The sequence below is a fragment of the Pseudomonas sp. S1_G07 genome (genome assembly GCF_054668565.1).
Map to the genome: position 1 here is coordinate 4,665,658 of NZ_CP162778.1, position 23,460 is coordinate 4,689,117.

Sequence of the window (23,460 nt, forward strand, 5' to 3'; positions counted from 1 at the left end):
ACCCAAGTGGTCGGCGTTAACCGTCCTTCTCGATTTCACAGAGTAGCGGATGCTGGCTTTCCCTGGCGTACTGGTTGACCTGCATGGCCTTTGTCTCGGCGATGTCACGGGTAAACACTCCACATACTGCCCGTCCTTCTGTGTGAACGGCCAGCATTACCTTGGTCGCCAACTCGCGGTTCAGGTTAAAAAACACCTCGAGCACTTCGACCACGAAATCCATCGGTGTGTAGTCATCATTGAACAAAACCACCTTGTACATCGGCGGCGCCTGTAACGCAGGCTTGGATTCCTGAACAGCAATGCCTGCAGAACCGTCGTCATCGTGTTCGTGATCCGGTCGATCCTGATTGAATGTTAGTCGAATCTGGCTGATTGCATGCATGGGAAAGAAAGGTTCGTCAGTGGTTCAATAACAGTGATGGGGGCGAGCTGTCAGAATTTCAACTATGACCGACTGGTCGCCTTGACTATCGGCAAATCGGTGTTACAACCAATAGAACCCACAGTGGGTAAAAAAGGTCCGCGCAGTCAACCTTATTTATTCGGGTTAGGACGGATAAACTGGATGATACTCCAGTGATGGAGTCTGGTGCAGAAGGAAATGTGTATGTCTGGCGTCAAGATCAATGGCAAGGTCAAGTGGTTCAACAATGCCAAGGGATATGGTTTTGTGAATGAGGATGGAAAAACCGAGGACCTTTTTGCGCATTATTCAGCGATCGAAATGGAAGGCTACAAAACGTTGAAGGCAGGCCAAGCTGTGAGCTTCGAAATCGTTCAAGGACCGAAAGGGCTGCACACGGTGAAAATCGATGCAGTGAAGGCAGAAACACCGGAAACAACCGCAGCCGCGCACGCTCATAAAGAAAACAAACAAACGGCCTGACCCCTCTGTCGCCGAGCGTTTAAATTGCAAAAAAAACGGCCGTATCAGTCATTTTGAGCGGCCGTTTTTTTGTTGCCCCTGCCTTACATGTGCGAGATCAGCGCATCACCAAAACCTGACGACGAGACCAGCTTCGCACCCTCCATCAAGCGCTCGAAGTCGTAGGTCACGGTCTTGGCCGAGATAGCGCCATTGGTGCCCTTGATGATCAGGTCGGCGGCTTCCGTCCAACCCATATGACGCAGCATCATTTCCGCTGAGAGGATCAGCGAGCCCGGATTGACCTGGTCCTTGCCGGCATATTTTGGCGCGGTGCCGTGGGTCGCCTCGAACATGGCCACGGTGTCGGACAGGTTGGCACCCGGCGCAATACCGATCCCCCCCACTTCCGCCGCCAGGGCATCGGACAAGTAGTCGCCGTTGAGGTTAAGCGTGGCGATCACATCATATTCAGCCGGGCGCAGCAGGATTTGCTGGAGCATGGCGTCGGCAATGGCGTCCTTGACTACCACGTTCTTGCCGGTCTTCGGGTTCTTGAACTGCATCCAAGGCCCGCCGTCGAGCAGCGTTGCGCCAAACTCCTCGGCCGCCACTTCATAGGCCCATTCCTTGAAGGCACCCTCGGTGAACTTCATGATGTTGCCTTTATGCACAATGGTCAGCGAGTCGCGGTCGTTATCCACGACATATTGCAGGGCCTTGCGCGCCAGACGCTTGGTCCCCTCCAGCGATACCGGCTTGATACCAATGCCGCAATCCTGGTCGAAACGGATCTTGGTGACGCCCATCTCCTCCTTGAGGAACTTGATCACCTTGATCGCTTCCGGCGAACCGGCTTTCCATTCGATCCCGGCGTAAATATCTTCAGAGTTTTCACGAAAGATGGTCATGTCCACGTCGCCTGGCTTCTTGACCGGGCTGGGCACGCCTTCAAACCAGCGCACCGGGCGCAGGCATACATAAAGATCGAGCTGCTGACGCAGGGCCACGTTCAGCGAACGAATACCGCCCCCCACCGGGGTGGTCAGCGGGCCCTTGATGGACACGACGTAATCCCTGACGGCGTCCAGGGTTTCCTGGGGCAGCCAGGTGTCCTGGTCGTAGACCTGGGTGGCCTTTTCACCGGCATACACCTCCATCCACGAGATCTTGCGCTTACCGCCGTAGGCCTTTTCAACAGCTGCGTCGACCACTTTGATCATCACCGGGCTGATGTCTACGCCAATACCGTCGCCCTCGATATAGGGGATGATCGGTTGGTCAGGAACATTGAGAGAATGGTCTGCGTTGACGGTGATTTTGTCGCCGACTGCCGGAACCTGAATCTTCTTGTATCCCATGCTGAACTCCATCTATGGATTGAACATCTGGCTGCGTTCGAGCCTACTCCAGATAAATGGCGACCGAAACCTCGCGCCATGCTCATTTGCCTCGAAAACAGCGTAATTTGTCGCCTACAAGCCTGAAAGCAAAGGGAAAAACGCCAATCTTGAGCACATCGTGCGACTTTAGGCGTAATCCGGTACCTGCGACCTTTAGACCAATGGACGACACACCTTTTGTATGAAGGCTCGGCGTAAGCATAGCGACCTATGTATAATGCCGCCGCTGACCAAAGAGTCACGACGGCGGACCGCTCTAGAACCGAGCCCTCAGCCAGAAAGCAGGGTTATTACAATAGCCCACCCGCTTGACGCTCGACTGATGCAACCCAACATCACCGCGAAGAAACCTCGACCTTTCGCTCATGGATGACTTTGAACGAACGCGCTCTACCCGGCGCATCTCGAGTTTCTGCGCACGCTTTCAGCAAAGAAGAGAGTTAATCCGAATATGCCCACCCGCTCGAAGATCATCTACACCTTCACCGACGAAGCCCCAGCCCTCGCCACCTATTCACTGCTGCCTATCGTAGAGGCCTTCACCGCTTCCGCTGATATTGCCGTGGAAACCCGCGACATCTCCCTCGCAGGGCGCATCCTCGCAAGCTTCCCCGAGCAACTGGGCACCAAGGCCGTACCGGACCACCTCGCCGAACTCGGCGCCCTGGCCGTTACCCCCGAAGCCAACATCATCAAGCTGCCTAACATCAGTGCCTCGACCCCGCAGCTGCAAGCCGCGATCAAGGAACTGCAGGCCCAGGGCTACGCCCTGCCGGACTACCCGGAAACCGTAACCACCGACGCGGAAAAAGAAACCCGCGCACGTTACGACAAGGTCAAGGGCAGCGCCGTGAACCCGGTACTGCGCGAAGGCAACTCCGACCGCCGCGCACCGCTGTCGGTCAAGAACTACGCGCGCAAGCACCCGCACAAGATGGGCGCCTGGGCTGCCGACTCCAAGTCCCACGTGGCCCACATGAGCAACGGCGACTTCTACGGCAGCGAAAAAGCCGTGCAGATCGAAGCCGCTGACGCCGTCAAAATCGAACTGGTCGCCCAAGACGGCAGCACCACCGTCCTGAAAGAAAAGACCAGCGTCAAGGCCGGCGAAATCATCGACAGCGCCGTGCTGAGCAAGAAAGCCCTGCGCAGCTTCATCGCCGCTGAAATCGAAGACGCCAAGAAACAGGGCGTACTGCTGTCGGTTCACCTGAAAGCCACCATGATGAAGGTCTCCGACCCGATCATGTTTGGCCAGATCGTTGCCGAGTTCTATAAAGACGCCCTGGCCAAGCACGCCGACGTGCTGGAGCAGATCGGCTTCAACCTGAACAACGGCATCGGCGACCTGTACGCGCGTATCAAGGCGCTGCCTGCCGAGCAACAAGCGCAGATCGAAGCGGACATCCAGGCGGTCTATGCCGCTCGCCCTTCCCTGGCGATGGTCAACTCCGACAAAGGCATCACCAACCTGCACGTGCCGAGCGACGTCATCGTCGACGCCTCGATGCCGGCCATGATCCGTGACTCCGGCAAAATGTGGGGCACCGACGGTCAACTGCACGACACCAAGGCGGTGATCCCGGATCGCTGCTACGCCACCATCTACCAAGCCGTCATCGAAGACTGCAAGGCCAATGGCGCGTTTGATCCGACCACCATGGGCAGCGTGCCGAACGTTGGCCTGATGGCACAGAAAGCCGAAGAATACGGCTCCCACGACAAGACCTTCCAGATCAAGGCCGACGGCGTCGTCCGCGTCACCGACAGCAAGGGCAACCTGCTGATGGAACAGAACGTCGAAGCCGGCGACATCTTCCGCATGTGCCAGGCCAAAGACGCGCCGATCCAGGACTGGGTCAAACTCGCCGTCAACCGTGCCCGCGCCAGCAATACCCCGGCCATCTTCTGGCTGGACCCACAGCGCGCCCACGATGGCGCGGTGATCGAGAAAGTCCAGGCTTACCTGAAAGACCACAACACCGAAGGCCTGGACATTCGCATCATGTCGCCGGTCGACGCGATGAAGCTCACCCTGGAGCGCACCCGCAAGGGCCTGGACACCATCTCCGTGACCGGCAACGTACTGCGCGACTACCTGACCGACCTGTTCCCGATCATGGAACTGGGCACCAGCGCCAAGATGCTGTCGATCGTGCCGCTGATGAACGGCGGCGGCCTGTTCGAAACCGGCGCCGGCGGTTCGGCACCCAAGCACGTGCAGCAACTGCTGGAAGAAAACTTCCTGCGCTGGGACTCCCTGGGCGAATTCCTGGCCCTGGCGGCGTCGCTTGAGCATCTGGGTGTGACTTACAACAACCCGAAAGCCCTGGTGCTGTCCAAGACCCTGGACCAGGCCACCGGCCAGTTCCTCGACAACAACAAGTCGCCCTCGCGCAAAGTCGGCAACATCGACAACCGCGGCAGCCACTTCTACCTGGCGCTGTACTGGGCCCAAGCCCTGGCTGCCCAGACCGAAGACACTGCATTGCAAGCGCAATTCGGCGAACTGGCCAAGACCCTGGCCGCGAACGAAGCAACCATCGTTGCCGAACTCAACGCCGTACAGGGCAAGCCAGTGGACATCGGCGGCTACTACGCGCCGAACCCGGAGCTGACCAGCAAGGCCATGCGCCCAAGCAACACGCTCAATGCGGCGATTGCCAAGTTGAAGTAAGGTTGTAAGAGATGCAAAGAAGCCCCGGCCCTGTGCCGGGGTTTCTGTTTCAGGACACTGCGGTTTTGCTGAAGAAACCGGATCAGAATGTGGGAGCGGGCTTGCTCGCGAATGCGGTGTGCCAGTCGCCCGATGCATATCTGACCCATTGCATTCGCGAGCAAGCCCGCTCCCACACCGACTGCAATCCTGCCCAAAGACCGCACCGCACCATGAATCGAGGTTTTGAATGACCTGGCAACCCCACATCACCGTCGCCACCATCGTCGAAGACAACGGCCGCTTCCTGATGGTCGAAGAACTCAAGGGCGGCCGCGCCGTGCTCAACCAGCCGGCCGGCCACCTTGATCCGCATGAAACCCTCACCGAAGCCGCCGTGCGCGAAACCCTCGAGGAAACGGGCTGGGACGTGGAGGCCACCGGCATCGTCGGCATCTACCTGTACACCGCCCCGAGCAACGGCGTGACCTACCAACGCGTGTGCTTCACCGCCAAGGCGCTGAAACACCACCCGGACTATCAACTCGACGAAGGCATTATCCGCGCCCGCTGGCTGACTCGTGAGGAGCTGATGGGCCTGCACGACGACTGGCGCAGCGAGCTGATCATGCGTTGTATCGATGATTATCTGGCCGGCCAGTGCCACAGTCTCGAATTGATCCGCCCTTCTCTTTAGCCTTGCGGGCCCAGGCCTGCTAGAATCGCGTCCTTTTTCAAGACACCCGTTGAAACCCTATGCGTGATCCAGCCCCTTCTGACACACAAAAGAAGCGCGTCATCGTCGGCATGTCCGGCGGCGTGGATTCTTCCGTTTCCGCCGTTCTGCTCATGGAGCAGGGTTATGAGGTGGAAGGCCTGTTCATGAAGAACTGGGAAGAAGACGATGGAACGGAATACTGCACCGCCATGGATGACCTGGCGGACGCCCAGGCCGTGTGCGACAAGATCGGTATCAAGCTGCACACCGCCAACTTCGCCGCCGAGTACTGGGACAACGTGTTCGAGCACTTCCTGGCCGAATACAAGGCCGGGCGCACGCCGAACCCGGACATCCTGTGCAACCGCGAGATCAAGTTCAAGGCGTTCCTCGACTACGCCATGATCCTGGGCGCCGATCTGATTGCCACTGGCCATTATGTACGCCGTCGCGATATCGATGGCCGCACCGAACTGCTCAAGGGCCTGGACCCGAACAAGGACCAGAGCTACTTCCTGCACGCCGTCGGCGGTGAACAGATCGCCAAGACCCTATTCCCCGTGGGCGAGCTGGAAAAGCCCGAAGTGCGTCGGATCGCCGAACAACACGGCCTGGCCACCGCCAAGAAAAAGGATTCCACCGGGATCTGCTTTATCGGCGAACGCCGCTTCAGCGACTTCCTCAAGCAATACCTGCCGGCGCAACCGGGCGACATCAAAACCACCGACGGTGAAGTCATCGGCCGGCACCATGGCCTGATGTACCACACCATCGGCCAGCGCCAGGGCCTGGGCATCGGCGGCTTGAAAGACGCAGGCGAAGAGCCGTGGTACGTGCTGGTCAAAGACCTGGAAAACAACGTACTGATCGTCGGCCAGGGCAATGAACACCCGCTGCTGTTCTCCGGCGCGCTGCTGGCCTCGGAGATCTATTGGGTCAACCCGATCGACCTGAGCACGCCGCGTCGCCTGACCGCCAAAGTGCGTTATCGCCAGAGCGACCAACCCTGCACCCTGGAAAAAACCGCCACTGGCTACCGTGCCACCTTCGATGACCCGCAACGCGCGGTCACCCCTGGCCAGTCAGTGGTGTTCTATGACGGTGAAATCTGTCTGGGCGGCGGCGTGATCGAAGTCGCACAAGCCTGGAGCAACCCGGCATGAGCCCTACCCAGGAGCAATTGACCGCCCTCGGCGGCGTATTCCTCAGCGCCGTGCTGGTGGACAAGATCGCCAAGACCGGCCAGGTCACCGAGGCCGGCCTGACCTGCATGCTCGGCAGCCTGCTGATCCGCGACCCCAAGGACACCCTGGAAGTCTACGGCGGCGACGACCTGGCGCTGCGCGAGGGTTACCGCGCGCTGGTCGGCGCCCTTGAACGCGACCCCAGCACCCTGCAACGCGAACCGCTGCGCTACGCCCTGTCGATGCTCGGCCTCGAGCGTCAACTGGCCAAGCGCGAAGACATGCTGGACACCATCGGCAAGCGCCTGCCACAGATCCAGTCCCAGGTGGAACACTTCGGCCCGGCCCATGAAAACGTGATCGCAGCCTGCGGTGCGCTGTACCAGGACACCTTGAGCACCTTGCGCCAGCGGATCCAGGTGCATGGCGACATGCGCAATCTGCAACAGCCGAATAACGCCTCGAAAATCCGCGCCCTGCTCCTGGCCGGTATTCGCTCGGCGCGTCTGTGGCGCCAGTTGGGCGGTCACCGTTGGCAGTTGGTCATCAGCCGCCGCAAATTGCTCAAAGAGCTTTACCCGTTGATGCGCAACGAATAAGTCGCAGCGACAGGCCATTTTCAAGCCGTTACGCGTAATACGCCGGTCAGTTGGCGACGGACCGGCGGATTTTTTCATGTATGATACGCGCCCCATTTCGTTGCCCGACTGTCCGAGAACACCCCATGCAGCTCTCTTCGCTCACTGCGGTTTCCCCTGTTGACGGCCGCTACGCCGGCAAAACCCAGGCCCTGCGCCCTATTTTCAGCGAATACGGCCTGATCCGTGCTCGTGTACTGGTTGAAGTGCGCTGGCTCCAGCGCCTGGCCGCTCACCCCGCTATCAGCGAAGTGCCGGCGTTCTCCGCCGAGGCCAACGCTGTACTGAACACCCTGGCGGAAAACTTCTCCCTGGAGCACGCCGAGCGTGTGAAAGAGATCGAGCGCACCACCAACCACGACGTCAAGGCCATCGAGTACCTGCTCAAGGAGCAGGCGGCCAAGCTGCCGGAACTGGCTCAGGTCAGCGAATTCATCCACTTTGCCTGCACCAGCGAGGACATCAACAACCTGTCCCATGCCCTGATGCTGCGCGAAGGCCGTGATGACGTGATGCTGCCGCTGATGCGTCAGACTGCCGAAGCCATCCGCGAGCTGGCGATCCGCTTCGCCGCCGTGCCGATGCTGTCGCGCACCCACGGCCAGCCGGCCTCGCCGACCACCTTGGGCAAAGAACTGGCCAACGTGGTGTACCGCCTGGAGCGTCAGATCGCCCAAGTCGCGGCCGTACCGCTGCTGGGCAAGATCAACGGCGCTGTCGGCAACTACAATGCCCACCTGTCGGCCTACCCCGAGATCGACTGGGAAGCCAATGCCCGCGCGTTCATCGAAGACGAGCTGGGCCTGGGTTTCAACCCGTACACCACGCAGATCGAACCCCACGACTACATCGCCGAGCTGTTCGACGCCATTGCGCGCTTCAACACCATCCTGATCGACTTCGATCGCGATATCTGGGGCTACATCTCCCTGGGCTACTTCAAGCAGCGCACCATTGCCGGTGAAATCGGTTCGTCGACCATGCCGCACAAGGTCAACCCGATCGACTTCGAAAACTCCGAAGGCAACCTCGGCATCGCCAACGCCCTGTTCCAGCACCTGGCCAGCAAGTTGCCGATCTCGCGCTGGCAGCGCGACCTGACCGACTCCACCGTACTGCGCAACCTCGGCGTGGGCTTTGCCCACAGCGTGATCGCGTACGAGGCCAGCCTCAAAGGCATCAGCAAGCTTGAGCTCAACGAGCAGAAGATCGCCGCTGACCTGGACGCGTGCTGGGAAGTGCTGGCCGAGCCGATCCAGACCGTGATGCGCCGCTACAACATCGAAAACCCGTACGAGAAGCTGAAAGAATTGACCCGTGGCAAGGGCATCAGCCCTGAAGCCCTGCAAACTTTCATCGACGGCCTGGACATGCCAGCCGCGGCCAAGGCCGAGCTGAAACTGCTCACCCCGGCCAACTACATCGGCAACGCCGTGGCCCAAGCCAAGCGCATCTGATTACCGCAAGACCCTTGAGACGCCCGGCAGCGCCGGGCGTTTTTATTCCAGTCTGAAAAGTGCTTTTTTTCAATAGGTTACACATGAATCCTGATATCCCTCTTCAACTTCTGGGCGGCATCACGGCACGGGAATTCCTGCGCGATTACTGGCAGAAAAAACCGCTGCTGATTCGCCAGGCCATCCCTGACTTCGAAAGCCCGATCGACGCCGACGAACTGGCCGGCCTGGCCCTCGAAGAAGAAGTCGAATCGCGCCTGGTGATCGAACACGGCGAGCGTCCGTGGGAACTGCGCCGTGGCCCGTTCGCCGAAGACGCCTTCAGCACCCTGCCCGAGCGCGAGTGGACGCTGCTGGTACAGGCCGTCGACCAGTTCGTGCCGGAAGTCGCCGAGCTGCTGGAACAGTTCCGCTTCCTGCCCAGCTGGCGCATCGACGACGTGATGATCAGCTTCGCCGCCTCCGGCGGCAGCGTAGGCCCGCACTTCGACAATTACGACGTATTCCTGCTGCAAGCCCAAGGCAAGCGCAACTGGAAGATCGGCCAGATGTGCAGCTCGGAAAGCCCGTTGCTGCAGCATGCCGACCTGCGCATCCTCGCCGAATTCGAAGAAAGCGCCGAATGGGTGCTGGAACCGGGCGACATGCTGTACCTGCCGCCGCGCCTGGCGCACTTCGGCATTGCCGAAGACGACTGCATGACCTACTCGGTAGGCTTTCGCGCCCCAAGCGCCGCCGAAGTGCTGACCCACTTCACCGATTTCCTCGCCCAGTACCTGACGGACGAAGAGCGCTACACCGACGCCGATGCCCAGCCAGTCAGCGACCCGCACCAGATCCAGAATGATGCCCTCGATCGCCTCAAGAGCCTGCTGGCCGAGCACATGAGCGACGAACGCATGCTGCTGACCTGGTTCGGCCAGTTCATGACCGAGCCACGCTACCCGGAACTGGTGGCCGGCGAAGAGCTGGACGAAGACGATTTCGTCAACAGCCTGCACGATGGCGCGATCCTGGTACGCAACCCCAGCGCTCGCATGGCCTGGTCCGAAGTCGACGATGATGTGTTGCTGTTCGCCAGCGGCCAGAGCCGATACCTGCCGGGCAAGCTGCGCGAACTGTTGAAACTGGTGTGCTCGGCCGACGCCCTGCATAGCGAAAACCTCGGCCAATGGCTGGCCGACGAAGACGGCCGCAACCTGCTGTGCGAACTGGTCAAGCAAGGCAGTCTGGGGTTTGCGGATGAATAAAATTCACGTAAGTGTCGCGGACTGGCAAAAGGATATCGCGGAGATTCGGCGCATTCGTGAAGCGGTATTTATTGCCGAACAATCGGTTCCGCCCGAGCTGGAATGGGATGCGGACGACGCGGATGCCGTGCATTTCCTGGCATTCGAAGGTGATTTTCCGATTGGCACCGCGCGCCTGCTGCCCAGCGGCGAGATCGGCCGCGTGTCGGTGCTCAAGGACTGGCGCGGGCTGAAGGTCGGCGATAAGTTGATGGCGGCGGTGATTGGCGAGGCCGAGAAACGCGGCCAGACCAGGCAGTTCCTCAGCGCACAGGTGTATGCCGCACCGTTCTATGAGCGACTGGGCTTCAAGATCGTCAGCGAGGAGTTCCTGGAAGTCGGGATTCCGCATGTTGATATGGTGCGCGAGGGCTGATCCCTGTTCGCACCGCCCGCGCTGGGCTGCGTAGCAGCGCCAAAACCAGACGCCGCGTTCTTTCTGAAAGAACGCGGCGTTTTTTTATGGGGGCTGCTGCGCAGCCCAACGCGGGACAAGCCCGCTCGCCACAGGTTACTGTTTGCTCGTTCTATCTCTTAACTGACTGGCATTAGGACAAACCCGCCCGACACGGCAAGCTCGCTCCTCACTAAACTTGCGACCCACCAGGCCGACAAACTGGCACTATCAAGCCTAAATGACTCGCAGAGATAACGGACATGTCCCTACGCACCCTGCTCACCGCCCTCCTCCTGACCGCCAGTGTCTCGGCCTTGGCTGACACTCAAGTCATCAATCTGAGCAATCGCACCAGCGCCGACCTGTTGCCGGTGGCACAGAATTTCATCGGCAAGGACGGCAAGGTCAGCGCCTATGGCAACCAGTTGATCGTGGACGCTGACCCCGGCAAGATCGAAGGTCTACGGGCATTGCTCGCTCAACTCGACACCCCGGCCAAGCGCCTGCTGATTACCGTCGACACCAACGAAAACAACCAGCAGAACAGCACTGACAGCCAAACCCGCATTATCAGCTACGGCACCGCCAGCCGCGACGGCGGCATCCAGCAGATCCAGGCCAGCGAAGGCGTACCGGCACTGATCCAGGTCGGCCAGAGCGTGCCTCTGACCACCACGCAGCCCGACACCTATGGCCGCCCGCAAAACCAGACGCAGTACCGTAACGTGACTCAGGGTTTCTACGTGACCGCGAGCGTCACGGGTGAGACCGTGCACCTGGCGATCAGTACCAACCGTGACCGCATGAGCCAGGAGCGTCCCGATGTAGTGAATGTGCAAAGTACCGACACAACCGTCAGCGGTCGCCTGGGCGAGTGGATTTCCCTGGCAGGCATCAATCGTGAAACTCAGGCCGATAAATCCTCCACAACCCGCAGCTACTCTACCCAGGGCCGCGACGACCTGACTTTGCGGGTCAAAGTCGACACCCTGAACTGAAGCACCGAAAACTGACTGATGAGTCGTATAAGACTAAAGATGTAGTGCCGCAAAAAAAGCACTACAAAACATTTGACGATCCAAAAAAGCATGGGCATGATGGCCTCGCTCCCGCTAATCAGGGGCCCTGGCAAGGGCCTTCGGATCGTCGCTCCAAGCTACCCACCCGAGCCGATTCGTGTCTGTACCGCCCACAAGGCGTGTTTGACGAGGTTGCGACTGGAACGAAGTTGTCCCGAGGGACGGAAGCTAACCAGGTAACCCGGCTATACACGCAGAATATCCAAGGGCCCACGATGCCCAAAGACCGTTCTCGGCCAGCCCCTACCTGCCCCTCTCTGGATCATCGTTCATCCCGTCGCACTCCCCGCCACACCCGACATGGCCGCCTAAGCTTCTGGTCAGCGAGCAGCCCTGCCCACGCATTCAATGCAGGGCTGGCAAACGGATTTCTCTACCATCGAAGACGCGACGAGGTTTATCTCCATGGCACTGACACGCGAACAGCAAATTGCAGCCCTTGAAAAAGACTGGGCTGAAAACCCACGCTGGAAAGGCGTGACCCGCGCTTATTCCGCTGCTGACGTCGTCCGCCTGCGTGGCTCGGTTCAACCCGAGCACACCTTTGCAAAACTCGGCGCCGAGAAGCTGTGGAACCTGGTGACCCAGGGCGCCAAGCCGTCCTTCCGTCCCGACAAAGATTTCGTCAACTGCATGGGCGCCCTCACTGGCGGCCAGGCAGTCCAGCAGGTAAAAGCCGGTATCCAGGCAATCTACCTGTCCGGCTGGCAAGTGGCGGCGGACAACAACTCCGCTGAATCCATGTACCCCGACCAATCGCTGTACCCGGTGGACTCCGTGCCGACCGTGGTCAAGCGCATCAACAACTCGTTCCGTCGTGCCGACCAGATCCAGTGGAAAGCCGGCAAGAACCCAGGTGACGAAGGCTACATCGACTACTTCGCACCGATCGTGGCTGACGCCGAAGCCGGTTTCGGCGGCGTTCTGAACGCCTACGAACTGATGAAAAGCATGATCGAGGCAGGCGCCGCTGGCGTGCACTTCGAAGACCAGCTGGCCTCCGTGAAAAAATGCGGCCACATGGGCGGCAAGGTTCTGGTGCCCACCCAGGAAGCCGTACAAAAGCTCACCGCTGCGCGCCTGGCGGCTGACGTTGCCGGCACATCGACCATCATCCTGGCCCGTACCGACGCCAACGCCGCTGACCTGCTGACCTCGGACTGCGACCCGTACGACCAGCCGTTCGTCACTGGCGAGCGTACCCAGGAAGGCTTCTACAAAGTGCGCGCCGGTCTCGACCAGGCCATCGCTCGCGGCCTGGCCTATGCCCCGTACGCCGACCTGATCTGGTGCGAAACCGCCAAGCCGGACCTGGAAGAAGCCCGTCGTTTCGCCGAAGCGATCAAGAAGGAATACCCGGACCAACTGCTGTCCTACAACTGCTCGCCTTCCTTCAACTGGAAGAAAAACCTGGACGACGCGACCATCGCCAAGTTCCAGCGCGAACTGTCCGCCATGGGCTACAAGCACCAGTTCATCACCCTGGCCGGCATTCACAACATGTGGCACAGCATGTTCAACCTGGCGCACGACTACGCCCGCAACGACATGACCGCCTACGTGAAGCTGCAGGAGCAGGAGTTCGCTGACGCCGCCAAAGGCTACACCTTTGTGGCGCACCAGCAGGAAGTGGGCACCGGCTACTTCGACGACATGACCACCGTGATCCAGGGCGGCACCTCGTCCGTGACCGCGCTGACCGGTTCGACCGAAGAAGAACAGTTCCACTGAGACTGAGTACACGGCCACGGCGGAACCACTGAAGAACTAACCGCCGTGCCGCACAACAATCACGCCCCGACTGGTTCGGGGCGTTTTTTTTGTTTCAGGAACACCGAAAATCAAAAGTGTGGCTTGCCTGCAATAGCGGTGTGCTGGCACCCCACCCATAGCTGACACACCGCCATCGCAGGCAAGTCTTAATACCGATCAATTAAACGAACGCAATGCTCAAGCAACGCCGATCCACTGTAGGAGCTGGCTTGCCCGCGATGGCGGCGGGTCAGCTGGCATAGGGGTCTACTGATCCACCGCCATCGCAGGCAAGCCAGCTTCTACAAGGAATCTGCGCTTGACTGACTGGCAATAGGGCAAGCCCAGCGCCCACAGGGAACGCGTCGGGCTGAGGTTTTTTTGCAAAACCTTGATCCAACGCGGTATTCGCGCCAGATAAATCGGTTAAAAGATCCCCTCGAGCAACTAGCCTCAATCAACCAAGTAACGGCAACTTCCCTCGCCACATGACAACCGCTCGCTTAAACCCCACCCAAACAATATTCATTATCATTTAGAGTCTTTAAACTTCGTTACAGGTTAAACAAAACACAATTGATTAATTGCCCGCTAATGCCCACCATACAAGGGCTGCAGCCCCATCGAGGTGCACTATGTCCTTATTCCATCGAATAATTTCGCCACAGGAATTTTACTTGCCCGGTGTTTAGCCATAAAATCACCGGGATTGACTACGCTGCGACATATCGTCACTGCATTGTTACTTTTTCGAGCTCAGAGACCTTTGCTCTCTGTTAAGGATTTCCAGCATGACCGAAGCGACAGGACTCATGGCCCACAACTGGGGCTTTGCCATTTTCCTCCTCGGTGTTGTCGGCCTCTGTGCCTTCATGCTCGGCGTCTCCAGCCTCCTCGGGTCAAAAGCCTGGGGCCGCAGCAAAAACGAACCGTTCGAGTCGGGCATGCTACCTACAGGTGGCGCCCGCTTGCGGCTCTCAGCCAAATTCTATCTGGTCGCGATGCTGTTCGTGATCTTCGATATCGAAGCCCTCTTTCTCTTTGCCTGGTCTGTGTCCGTCCGCGAAAGCGGCTGGACCGGATTCGTCGAAGCCCTCGTTTTCATAGCAATTCTGTTGGCAGGCCTTGTCTACCTATTTCGAGTGGGCGCCCTTGATTGGGCTCCGGAAGCTCGTCGCAAGCGGCAAGCGAAGCTGAAACAATGAGGCTTTGGCGATGCAATACAATCTCACCAGGATCGACCCGGATGCTCCTAACGAGCAGTACCCCATCGGCGAACGGGAAACCGTTTCCGATCCGTTAGAAGATCAAGTCCACAAAAACATCTACATGGGCAAGCTGGAAGACGTGCTGAGTGGCGCGGTCAACTGGGGACGTAAGAACTCCCTGTGGCCGTACAACTTCGGTCTTTCGTGCTGCTATGTGGAAATGACCACCGCCTTCACGGCGCCCCACGACATCGCGCGCTTTGGCGCCGAAGTCATCCGGGCATCGCCGCGTCAGGCGGATTTCATGGTTATCGCCGGTACCTGCTTTATCAAGATGGCGCCTATCATTCAGCGTCTCTACGAGCAAATGCTCGAACCGAAGTGGGTTATCTCCATGGGTTCGTGCGCCAACTCCGGTGGCATGTACGACATCTACTCCGTCGTTCAAGGGGTGGACAAGTTCCTGCCCGTGGACGTCTACGTGCCTGGCTGCCCGCCCCGTCCAGAAGCATTTCTGCAAGGCTTGATGCTGTTGCAGGAATCGATTGGCAAGGAGCGTCGCCCACTGTCCTGGGTCGTCGGCGATCAAGGCGTTTATCGCGCCGAGATGCCTTCGCAAAAGGAACAGCGCCGCGAACAGCGAATCGCAGTCACCAACCTGCGCAGCCCCGACGAAGTCTGATCCAGCCCGCTTCTTTTATAGAACGAAACCCTGGCCTCATTCTTTACGTTGACCGAAAGCGATAAAAAACCATGACTACAGGCAGTGCTCTGTACATCCCGCCTTATAAGGCAGACGACCAGGATGTGGTCGTCGAACTCAACAACCGTTTTGGCCCTGACGCCTTCACCGCCCAGGCCACACGCACCGGCATGCCGGTGCTGTGGGTGGCGCGCGCCAAGCTCGTCGAAGTCCTGACCTTCCTGCGCAACCTGCCCAAGCCGTACGTCATGCTCTATGACCTGCATGGCGTGGACGAGCGCCTGCGCACCAAGCGCCAGGGCCTGCCGAGCGGCGCCGATTTCACCGTGTTCTATCACCTGCTGTCGATCGAACGTAACAGCGACGTGATGATCAAGGTCGCGCTGTCCGAAAGCGACCTGAGCGTGCCGACCGTGACCGGTATCTGGCCGAACGCCAGCTGGTACGAGCGTGAAGTCTGGGACATGTTCGGCATCGACTTCCCGGGCCACCCGCACCTGACGCGCATCATGATGCCGCCGACCTGGGAAGGTCACCCGCTGCGCAAGGACTTCCCTGCCCGCGCCACCGAATTCGATCCGTTCAGCCTCAACCTGGCCAAGCAACAGCTTGAAGAAGAAGCCGCGCGCTTCCGTCCGGAAGACTGGGGCATGAAGCGTTCCGGCACCAACGAGGACTACATGTTCCTCAACCTGGGTCCGAACCACCCTTCGGCTCACGGTGCCTTCCGTATCATCCTGCAACTGGACGGCGAAGAAATCGTCGACTGCGTGCCAGACATCGGCTACCACCACCGTGGTGCCGAGAAGATGGCCGAGCGCCAGTCGTGGCACAGCTTCATCCCGTACACCGACCGTATCGACTACCTCGGCGGCGTGATGAACAACCTGCCGTACGTGCTCTCGGTCGAGAAGCTGGCCGGTATCAAGGTGCCGGACCGCGTCGACACCATCCGTATCATGATGGCCGAGTTCTTCCGCATCACCAGCCACCTGCTGTTCCTGGGCACCTATATCCAGGACGTCGGCGCCATGACCCCGGTGTTCTTCACCTTCACCGACCGTCAGCGCGCCTACAAGGTCATCGAGGCCATCACCGGTTTCCGCCTGCACCCGGCCTGGTACCGCATCGGCGGCGTGGCCCACGACCTGCCGAACGGTTGGGAGCGCCTGGTCAAGGAATTCATCGACTGGATGCCCAAGCGCCTCGACGAGTACCAGAAGGCCGCCCTGGATAACAGCATCCTCAAGGGTCGGACCATCGGCGTCGCCCAGTACAACACCAAGGAAGCCCTGGAATGGGGCGTCACCGGTGCCGGTCTGCGCTCAACCGGCTGCGATTTCGACCTGCGCAAGGCGCGCCCGTACTCCGGCTACGAGAACTTCGAATTCGAAGTACCGCTGGCGGCCAATGGCGATGCCTACGACCGCTGCATCGTGCGCGTCGAAGAAATGCGCCAGAGCCTGAAGATCATCGAACAGTGCATGCGCAACATGCCGGCAGGCCCGTACAAGGCGGATCACCCGCTGACCACGCCGCCGCCGAAAGAGCGCACGCTGCAACACATCGAAACCCTGATCACGCACTTCCTGCAGGTTTCGTGGGGCCCGGTGATGCCGGCCAACGAATCCTTCCAGATGATCGAAGCGACCAAGGGTATCAACAGTTATTACCTGACGAGCGATGGCGGCACCATGAGCTACCGCACCCGGATTCGTACCCCAAGCTTCGCCCACTTGCAGCAGATCCCTTCGGTGATCAAAGGCGAGATGGTCGCGGACTTGATTGCGTACCTGGGTAGTATCGATTTCGTTATGGCCGACGTGGACCGCTAAGCATGAACAGCCCGCTTATCCAGACAGACCGTTTCACCTTGAGTGAAACCGAGCGCTCGGCCATCGAGCACGAGCTGCATCACTACGAAGACCCGCGCGCGGCGTCGATCGAAGCCTTGAAGATCGTCCAGAAGGAACGTGGCTGGGTGCCGGACGGCGCCCTCTACGCCATCGGCGAGATCCTCGGCATCCCCGCCAGCGACGTTGAAGGCGTGGCCACGTTCTACAGCCAGATCTTCCGCCAGCCGGTCGGCCGCCACATCATTCGCGTGTGCGACAGCATGGTCTGCTACATCGGTGGCCACGAGTCGGTGGTCAGCGAGATCCAGGCCAAGCTGGGCATCGGCCTCGGCCAGACCACCGCGGACGGCCGCTTCACGCTGCTGCCGGTGTGCTGCCTGGGCAACTGCGACAAGGCGCCGGCGTTGATGATCGACGACGACACATTCGGTGACGTGCAGCCCGCTGGCGTGACCCAATTGCTCGAGGGCTACCCATGACCCTGACTTCCTTCGGCCCGGCCAACCTGATCAAGCGTTCGGCCGAAACTCACCCGCTGACCTGGCGCCTGCGTGACGACGGCGAGCCGCTATGGCTCGACGAGTACCAGGCCAAGAACGGCTACGCCGCTGCGCGCAAAGCCTTCGCCGACATGGCCCAGGACGACATCGTCCAGACCGTGAAGGACTCCGGCCTCAAGGGTCGCGGCGGTGCGGGCTTCCCCACGGGCGTGAAGTGGGGCCTGATGCCCAAAGACGAATCCATCAACATCCGTTATCTGCTGTGCAACGCGGATGAGATGGAGCCGAACACCTGGAAAGACCGCATGCTGATGGAGCAACTGCCCCATCTGCTGATCGAAGGCATGCTGATCAGCGCCCGCGCGCTGAAAACCTACCGTGGCTACATCTTCCTGCGCGGCGAATACACCACCGCCGCCAAGCACCTCAACCGCGCGGTGCAGGAAGCCAAGGCTGCGGGCCTGCTGGGCAAGAACATCCTCGGTTCCGGTTTTGACTTCGAACTGTTCGTGCACACCGGCGCCGGGCGTTATATCTGCGGTGAAGAAACCGCACTGATCAACTCCCTCGAAGGCCGCCGCGCCAACCCGCGCTCCAAGCCGCCCTTCCCTGCCGCCGTGGGCGTGTGGGGCAAGCCGACCTGCGTGAACAACGTCGAGACCCTGTGCAACGTGCCGGCGATCATCGCCGACGGCGTGGACTGGTACAAATCCCTGGCCCGTGAAGGCAGTGAAGACATGGGCACCAAGCTCATGGGTTTCTCCGGCAAGGTCAAGAACCCCGGTCTGTGGGAGCTGCCGTTCGGCGTGACCGCCCGCGAGCTGTTCGAGGACTACGCCGGCGGCATGCGCGACGGCTACACCTTGAAAGCCTGGCAGCCAGGCGGCGCCGGCACCGGCTTCCTGCTCCCCGAGCACCTCGACGCCCAGATGTATGCCGGCGGCATCGGCAAGGTGGGCACCCGCATGGGTACCGGCCTGGCGATGGCGGTGGACAACACCGTCAACATGGTCTCGTTGCTGCGCAACATGGAGCAGTTCTTTGCCCGCGAATCCTGCGGTTTCTGCACCCCATGCCGCGACGGTCTACCCTGGAGCGTCAAGCTGCTGATGGCCCTGGAAAACGGCGAAGGCCGCGAGGGTGACATCGAGACCCTGCTGGGCCTGGTCGGTTTCCTCGGTCCGGGCAAGACCTTCTGTGCTCACGCACCGGGCGCCGTGGAGCCATTGGGCAGCGCAATCAAATACTTCCGTTCGGAGTTCGAAGCCGGCATCGCGCCTACCAGCGCTGCCGTCCCGCCTCTGGCGAGGCCGATCGTAGTCGGCGCGTAACGTTTAAACAGGCGAAGGGTCCGTGCCCTTCGCCTGCTCATGTGCTGACGCCTTTATGGCTGTGTAGATGCACATGAACAACAAGATTCCATTAGCCACGCCCGCTGACAACGGGCCAACGAAGAACTTTGAACCATGGCCACTATCCACGTAGACGGCAAAGCGCTCGAAGTCGATGGGGCGGACAACCTGTTACAGGCGTGTCTGTCACTAGGCCTCGACATCCCTTATTTCTGCTGGCACCCCGCGCTCGGTAGCGTCGGGGCCTGTCGCCAGTGTGCGGTCAAGCAATACACCGACGAGAACGACACCCGTGGTCGCATCGTCATGTCCTGCATGACCCCAGCCACCGACAACACCTGGATCTCCATCGACGATGAAGAATCCAAGGCGTTCCGCGCCAGCGTTGTCGAATGGCTGATGACCAACCACCCCCACGACTGCCCGGTCTGTGAGGAAGGCGGTCACTGCCACCTGCAGGACATGACGGTGATGACCGGCCACAACGAGCGCCGTTATCGCTTCACCAAGCGTACCCACCAGAACCAGGACCTCGGCCCGTTCATTTCCCACGAAATGAACCGCTGCATCGCCTGCTACCGTTGCGTACGCTTCTATAAAGACTACGCCGGCGGCACCGACCTGGGTGTATTCGGCGCCCACGACAACGTGTACTTCGGTCGCGTTGAAGACGGTGTACTCGAGAGCGAATTCTCCGGCAACCTCACCGAGGTCTGCCCGACCGGTGTGTTCACCGACAAGACTCACTCCGAGCGTTACAACCGCAAGTGGGACATGCAATTCGCACCGAGCATCTGCCATGGCTGCTCCAGCGGTTGCAACATCTCGCCGGGCGAGCGCTACGGCGAACTGCGTCGCATCGAAAACCGCTTCAACGGTTCGGTGAACCAATACTTCCTGTGCGACCGTGGCCGTTTCGGCTATGGCTATGTCAACCGCGAAGATCGCCCACGTCAGCCGCTGCTGGCCGGTGGCGCCAAGCTGAGCACCGACGAAGCGCTGGACAAGGCCGCCGACCTGCTGCGCGGCCGCAACATCATCGGTATCGGATCGCCGCGCGCCAGCCTCGAAAGCAACTACGCGTTGCGCGAACTGGTCGGTGCCGAGCACTTTTACTCCGGTATCGAAGCTGCTGAGCTGGAACGCATCCGCCTGGTCCTGCAAGTGCTGAACGACAGCCCGCTGCCGGTGCCGAACATGCGCGACATCGAAGACCACGATGCGATCTTCGTGCTCGGTGAAGACCTGACCCAGACCGCGGCCCGCATCGCCCTGTCGCTGCGCCAGTCGGTCAAAGGCAAGGCCGAAGCGATGGCCGACGCCATGCGCGTACAGCCTTGGCTCGACGCCGCGGTGAAAAACATCGGCCAGCACGCGCTGAACCCGCTGTTTATCGCAAGCCTGGCTGAAACCAAGCTCGACGACATCGCCGAAGAGTGCGTACACGCAGCGCCCGACGACCTGGCGCGCATCGGTTTCGCCGTGGCCCACGCCCTCGACGCCAGCGCACCGGCCGTCGAAGGCCTGGACACTGAAGCTGTCGAACTGGCCCAGCGCATCGCCGACGCCCTGCTGGCCGCCAAGCGCCCATTGATCATTGCCGGTACCTCCCTGGGTTCCAAGGCACTGATCGAAGCCGCTGCCAACATTGCGAAAGCCTTGAAGCTGCGCGACAAGAACGGCTCCATCAGCCTGGTCGTGCCGGAAGCCAACAGCCTCGGCCTGGCCATGCTCGGCGGCGAGTCCGTGGACGCCGCCCTGCAAACCGTGATCGACGGCACTGCCGATGCGATCGTGGTGCTGGAAAACGACCTGTACACCCGTACCGATGCCGCCAAGGTCGACGCCGCGCTGAACGCTGCCAAAGTGCTGATCGTGGCCGACCACCAGAAGACCGCTACCAGCGACCGCGCCCACCTGGTGCTGCCGGCGGCGACCTTCGCCGAAGGCGACGGCACCCTGGTCAGCCAGGAAGGCCGCGCCCAGCGCTTCTTCCAGGTGTTCGATCCGAAGTACATGGACGCCAGCATCCTGGTTCACGAAGGCTGGCGCTGGCTGCATGCCCTGCGCTCGACCCTGCTGAACCAGCCGATCGACTGGACCCAGCTCGACCACGTCACCGCCGCCGTGGCCGCCAGCGCGCCGCAACTGGCGCGTATCGTCGACGCCGCACCGTCCGCCGCGTTCCGTATCAAGGGCCTGAAACTGGCCCGTGAACCGCTGCGTTACTCCGGTCGTACCGCCATGCGCGCCGACATCAGCGTGCATGAACCGCGTACTCCGCAAGACAACGACACCGCGTTCGCCTTCTCCATGGAAGGTTACTCGGGTTCGGTCGAGCCGCGTCAGCAGGTGCCGTTCGCCTGGTCACCGGGCTGGAACTCGCCGCAGGCCTGGAACAAGTTCCAGGACGAAGTCGGCGGCCACATCCGCGCTGGCGACCCAGGCACGCGCCTGATCGAAAGCACTGGTGATTCGCTGAACTGGTTCGCTGCGGTACCGCGTCCGTTCAACCCGGCCCCAGGCACCTGGCAGGTTGTGCCGTTCTTCCACCTGTTCGGCAGCGAAGAGACCTCTTCCAAGGCCGCGCCGGTGCAAGAGCGCATCCCCACTGCTTATGTGTCCCTGGCCAAGTCCGAAGCCGACCGCCTGGGCGTCAACGACGGTGCCCTGCTCAGCCTGAACGTGGCCGGCCAGACCCTGCGTCTGCCGCTGCGCATCAACGATGAGTTGGGTGCTGGCCTGGTTGCACTGCCGAAAGGCCTCGCCGGCATTCCGCCTGCGATCTTTGGCAAAACCGTTGACGGTCTGCAGGAGGCAGCGCAATGACCTGGTTCACCCCTGAAGTGATCGATGTGATCATCTCGGTCGTCAAGGCCATCGTGATCCTGTTGGCGGTGGTCGTCGCGGGCGCCCTGCTCAGCTTCGTCGAACGTCGCCTGCTGGGCTGGTGGCAGGACCGTTACGGTCCGAACCGCGTCGGCCCGTTCGGCATGTTCCAGATCGCGGCCGACATGCTGAAGATGTTCTTCAAGGAAGACTGGACCCCGCCGTTTGCCGACAAGGTGATCTTCACCCTGGCGCCGGTGGTGGCCATGAGCGCCTTGCTGATCGCCTTCGCGATCATTCCGATCACCCCGACCTGGGGCGTGGCGGACCTGAACATCGGCTTGCTGTTCTTCTTCGCCATGGCCGGCTTGTCGGTCTATGCGGTGCTGTTCGCCGGCTGGTCGAGCAACAACAAGTTCGCCCTGCTGGGCAGCTTGCGGGCCTCGGCGCAGACCGTGTCCTACGAAGTGTTCATGGGCCTGGCGCTGATGGGCATCGTGGTGCAGGTCGGCTCGTTCAACATGCGCGACATCGTCGAGTACCAGGCGCAGAACCTGTGGTTCATCATTCCGCAGTTCTTTGGCTTCTGTACGTTCTTCATCGCGGGCGTGGCCGTGACTCACCGTCACCCCTTCGACCAGCCGGAAGCGGAACAGGAACTGGCCGACGGTTACCACATTGAATATGCCGGCATGAAATGGGGCATGTTCTTCGTCGGTGAGTACATCGGCATCATCTTGATCTCGGCCCTGCTGGTCACGCTGTTCTTCGGCGGCTGGCACGGACCATTCGGCATCCTGCCGCAGCTGGCGTTCTTCTGGTTCTTCCTGAAGACCGCGTTCTTCATCATGCTGTTTATCCTGCTGCGCGCTTCCATTCCGCGTCCACGATATGACCAGGTGATGGATTTCAGCTGGCGCTTCTGCCTGCCGCTGACCCTGATCAATTTGCTGGTGACTGCTGCCGTTGTGTTGTTGAACACGCCAGCGGGCGCGGTTCAGTGAGGATTTGACCCATGTTCAAATATATTGGCGACATCGTTAAGGGTACCGGTACCCAGTTGCGAAGCCTGGTGATGGTGTTCGGTCACGGCTTCCGCAAACGCGACACCCTGCAATATCCGGAAGAAGCGGTGTACCTGCCGCCGCGCTATCGCGGCCGTATCGTGCTGACCCGCGACCCCGATGGCGAAGAGCGTTGCGTAGCCTGCAACCTGTGCGCCGTGGCATGCCCGGTGGGTTGCATCTCCCTGCAGAAAGCTGAAACCGAAGACGGTCGCTGGTACCCGGACTTCTTCCGCATCAACTTCTCGCGCTGCATTTTCTGCGGCCTCTGCGAGGAAGCTTGCCCGACCACTGCGATCCAGCTCACGCCGGATTTCGAGATGGCCGAGTTCAAACGTCAGGACCTGGTGTACGAGAAAGAAGATCTGCTGATCTCTGGTCCCGGTAAAAACCCTGATTACAACTTCTATCGTGTTGCAGGTATGGCCGTTGCCGGTAAGCCGAAAGGCGCCGCACAAAACGAAGCCGAGCCGATCAACGTGAAGAGCTTGCTGCCTTAAGGAAGAA

General features: G+C 60.4%; 20 protein-coding genes. 18 read left to right on the top strand and 2 right to left on the bottom strand.

The annotated features are described in order from the left end of the window. Positions 1–16: 16 nt before the first annotated feature. A complete protein-coding gene (gene clpS / locus AB4O05_RS21170) occupies positions 17–385 on the bottom strand; it encodes an ATP-dependent Clp protease adapter ClpS (protein ID WP_460135496.1) in 369 nt (122 codons plus the stop codon). A gap of 225 nt (positions 386–610) precedes the next feature. On the opposite strand from clpS, the gene cspD reads away from it, so the two are divergent. Next, the gene (gene cspD, locus AB4O05_RS21175; RefSeq protein WP_460135494.1) at positions 611–889 is read left to right on the top strand and encodes a cold shock domain-containing protein CspD; all 279 of its coding nucleotides are present in this window, start codon (positions 611–613) and stop codon (positions 887–889) included. 83 nt (positions 890–972) lie between these two features. Here cspD and icd read toward each other — a convergent pair whose 3' ends face one another. Continuing rightward, positions 973–2,229 carry an NADP-dependent isocitrate dehydrogenase gene (gene icd / locus AB4O05_RS21180; protein ID WP_053256831.1) on the bottom strand — a complete coding sequence of 419 codons (1,257 nt, stop codon included), beginning with the start codon at positions 2,227–2,229 and terminating at the stop codon, positions 973–975. 493 nt (positions 2,230–2,722) lie between these two features. Between icd and AB4O05_RS21185 the strand changes: the two genes are divergently transcribed. From AB4O05_RS21185 to nuoI, 17 genes are all read left to right on the top strand, one after another. Next, the gene (locus AB4O05_RS21185; protein WP_460135492.1) at positions 2,723–4,948 is read left to right on the top strand and encodes an NADP-dependent isocitrate dehydrogenase; all 2,226 of its coding nucleotides are present in this window, start codon (positions 2,723–2,725) and stop codon (positions 4,946–4,948) included. A gap of 229 nt (positions 4,949–5,177) precedes the next feature. Next, positions 5,178–5,624, top strand: coding sequence for an NUDIX hydrolase (locus tag AB4O05_RS21190; protein ID WP_460135490.1), 447 nt, complete (start codon positions 5,178–5,180; stop codon positions 5,622–5,624). Positions 5,625–5,683: 59 nt separating this feature from the next. Beyond that, positions 5,684–6,808 carry a tRNA 2-thiouridine(34) synthase MnmA gene (gene mnmA / locus AB4O05_RS21195; RefSeq protein ID WP_460135489.1) on the top strand — a complete coding sequence of 375 codons (1,125 nt, stop codon included), beginning with the start codon at positions 5,684–5,686 and terminating at the stop codon, positions 6,806–6,808. Beyond that, on the top strand, positions 6,805–7,428 hold the full coding sequence (gene hflD, locus AB4O05_RS21200) for a high frequency lysogenization protein HflD (protein WP_460135487.1): 624 nt from the start codon (positions 6,805–6,807) through the stop codon (positions 7,426–7,428). Before mnmA ends, hflD begins: the two co-directional genes overlap by 4 nt. A 125-nt stretch (positions 7,429–7,553) precedes the next feature. After that, on the top strand, positions 7,554–8,924 hold the full coding sequence (gene purB, locus AB4O05_RS21205) for an adenylosuccinate lyase (protein WP_024076171.1): 1,371 nt from the start codon (positions 7,554–7,556) through the stop codon (positions 8,922–8,924). An 83-nt stretch (positions 8,925–9,007) separates the two neighbouring features. After that, positions 9,008–10,174 carry a ribosomal protein uL16 3-hydroxylase gene (locus AB4O05_RS21210; protein WP_460135485.1) on the top strand — a complete coding sequence of 389 codons (1,167 nt, stop codon included), beginning with the start codon at positions 9,008–9,010 and terminating at the stop codon, positions 10,172–10,174. Further along, positions 10,167–10,589 (top strand): GNAT family N-acetyltransferase, encoded by a 423-nt coding sequence (locus tag AB4O05_RS21215; protein WP_460135483.1) that lies wholly within the window; start codon positions 10,167–10,169, stop codon positions 10,587–10,589. The genes AB4O05_RS21210 and AB4O05_RS21215 overlap by 8 nt, the downstream gene beginning before the upstream one ends. A gap of 281 nt (positions 10,590–10,870) precedes the next feature. After that, complete coding sequence (locus AB4O05_RS21220; RefSeq protein WP_460135482.1) at positions 10,871–11,608, top strand: secretin N-terminal domain-containing protein; 738 nt, start codon at positions 10,871–10,873, stop codon at positions 11,606–11,608. A gap of 486 nt (positions 11,609–12,094) precedes the next feature. Beyond that, positions 12,095–13,420 (top strand): isocitrate lyase, encoded by a 1,326-nt coding sequence (aceA, locus tag AB4O05_RS21225; protein ID WP_460135480.1) that lies wholly within the window; start codon positions 12,095–12,097, stop codon positions 13,418–13,420. An 812-nt stretch (positions 13,421–14,232) separates the two neighbouring features. Further along, the gene (locus AB4O05_RS21230) at positions 14,233–14,646 is read left to right on the top strand and encodes an NADH-quinone oxidoreductase subunit A (RefSeq protein ID WP_003219575.1); all 414 of its coding nucleotides are present in this window, start codon (positions 14,233–14,235) and stop codon (positions 14,644–14,646) included. Positions 14,647–14,656: 10 nt separating this feature from the next. After that, positions 14,657–15,331: a NuoB/complex I 20 kDa subunit family protein gene (locus AB4O05_RS21235; protein ID WP_003174719.1), complete on the top strand. Its 675-nt coding sequence runs from the start codon at positions 14,657–14,659 to the stop codon at positions 15,329–15,331. Positions 15,332–15,402: 71 nt separating this feature from the next. After that, complete coding sequence (gene nuoC, locus AB4O05_RS21240) at positions 15,403–17,187, top strand: NADH-quinone oxidoreductase subunit C/D (protein ID WP_025858969.1); 1,785 nt, start codon at positions 15,403–15,405, stop codon at positions 17,185–17,187. A gap of 2 nt (positions 17,188–17,189) precedes the next feature. Beyond that, the gene (gene nuoE / locus AB4O05_RS21245) at positions 17,190–17,687 is read left to right on the top strand and encodes an NADH-quinone oxidoreductase subunit NuoE (RefSeq protein ID WP_460135477.1); all 498 of its coding nucleotides are present in this window, start codon (positions 17,190–17,192) and stop codon (positions 17,685–17,687) included. Further along, positions 17,684–19,039 (top strand): NADH-quinone oxidoreductase subunit NuoF, encoded by a 1,356-nt coding sequence (nuoF, locus tag AB4O05_RS21250; protein WP_460135476.1) that lies wholly within the window; start codon positions 17,684–17,686, stop codon positions 19,037–19,039. Before nuoE ends, nuoF begins: the two co-directional genes overlap by 4 nt. 135 nt (positions 19,040–19,174) lie before the next feature. Further along, on the top strand, positions 19,175–21,889 hold the full coding sequence (nuoG, locus tag AB4O05_RS21255; RefSeq protein ID WP_460135474.1) for an NADH-quinone oxidoreductase subunit NuoG: 2,715 nt from the start codon (positions 19,175–19,177) through the stop codon (positions 21,887–21,889). Beyond that, positions 21,886–22,893: an NADH-quinone oxidoreductase subunit NuoH gene (nuoH, locus tag AB4O05_RS21260; protein ID WP_017137518.1), complete on the top strand. Its 1,008-nt coding sequence runs from the start codon at positions 21,886–21,888 to the stop codon at positions 22,891–22,893. The genes nuoG and nuoH overlap by 4 nt, the downstream gene beginning before the upstream one ends. Positions 22,894–22,904: 11 nt before the next feature. Continuing rightward, on the top strand, positions 22,905–23,453 hold the full coding sequence (gene nuoI / locus AB4O05_RS21265) for an NADH-quinone oxidoreductase subunit NuoI (protein WP_003174725.1): 549 nt from the start codon (positions 22,905–22,907) through the stop codon (positions 23,451–23,453). The last annotated feature ends 7 nt before the right edge of the window (positions 23,454–23,460 follow it).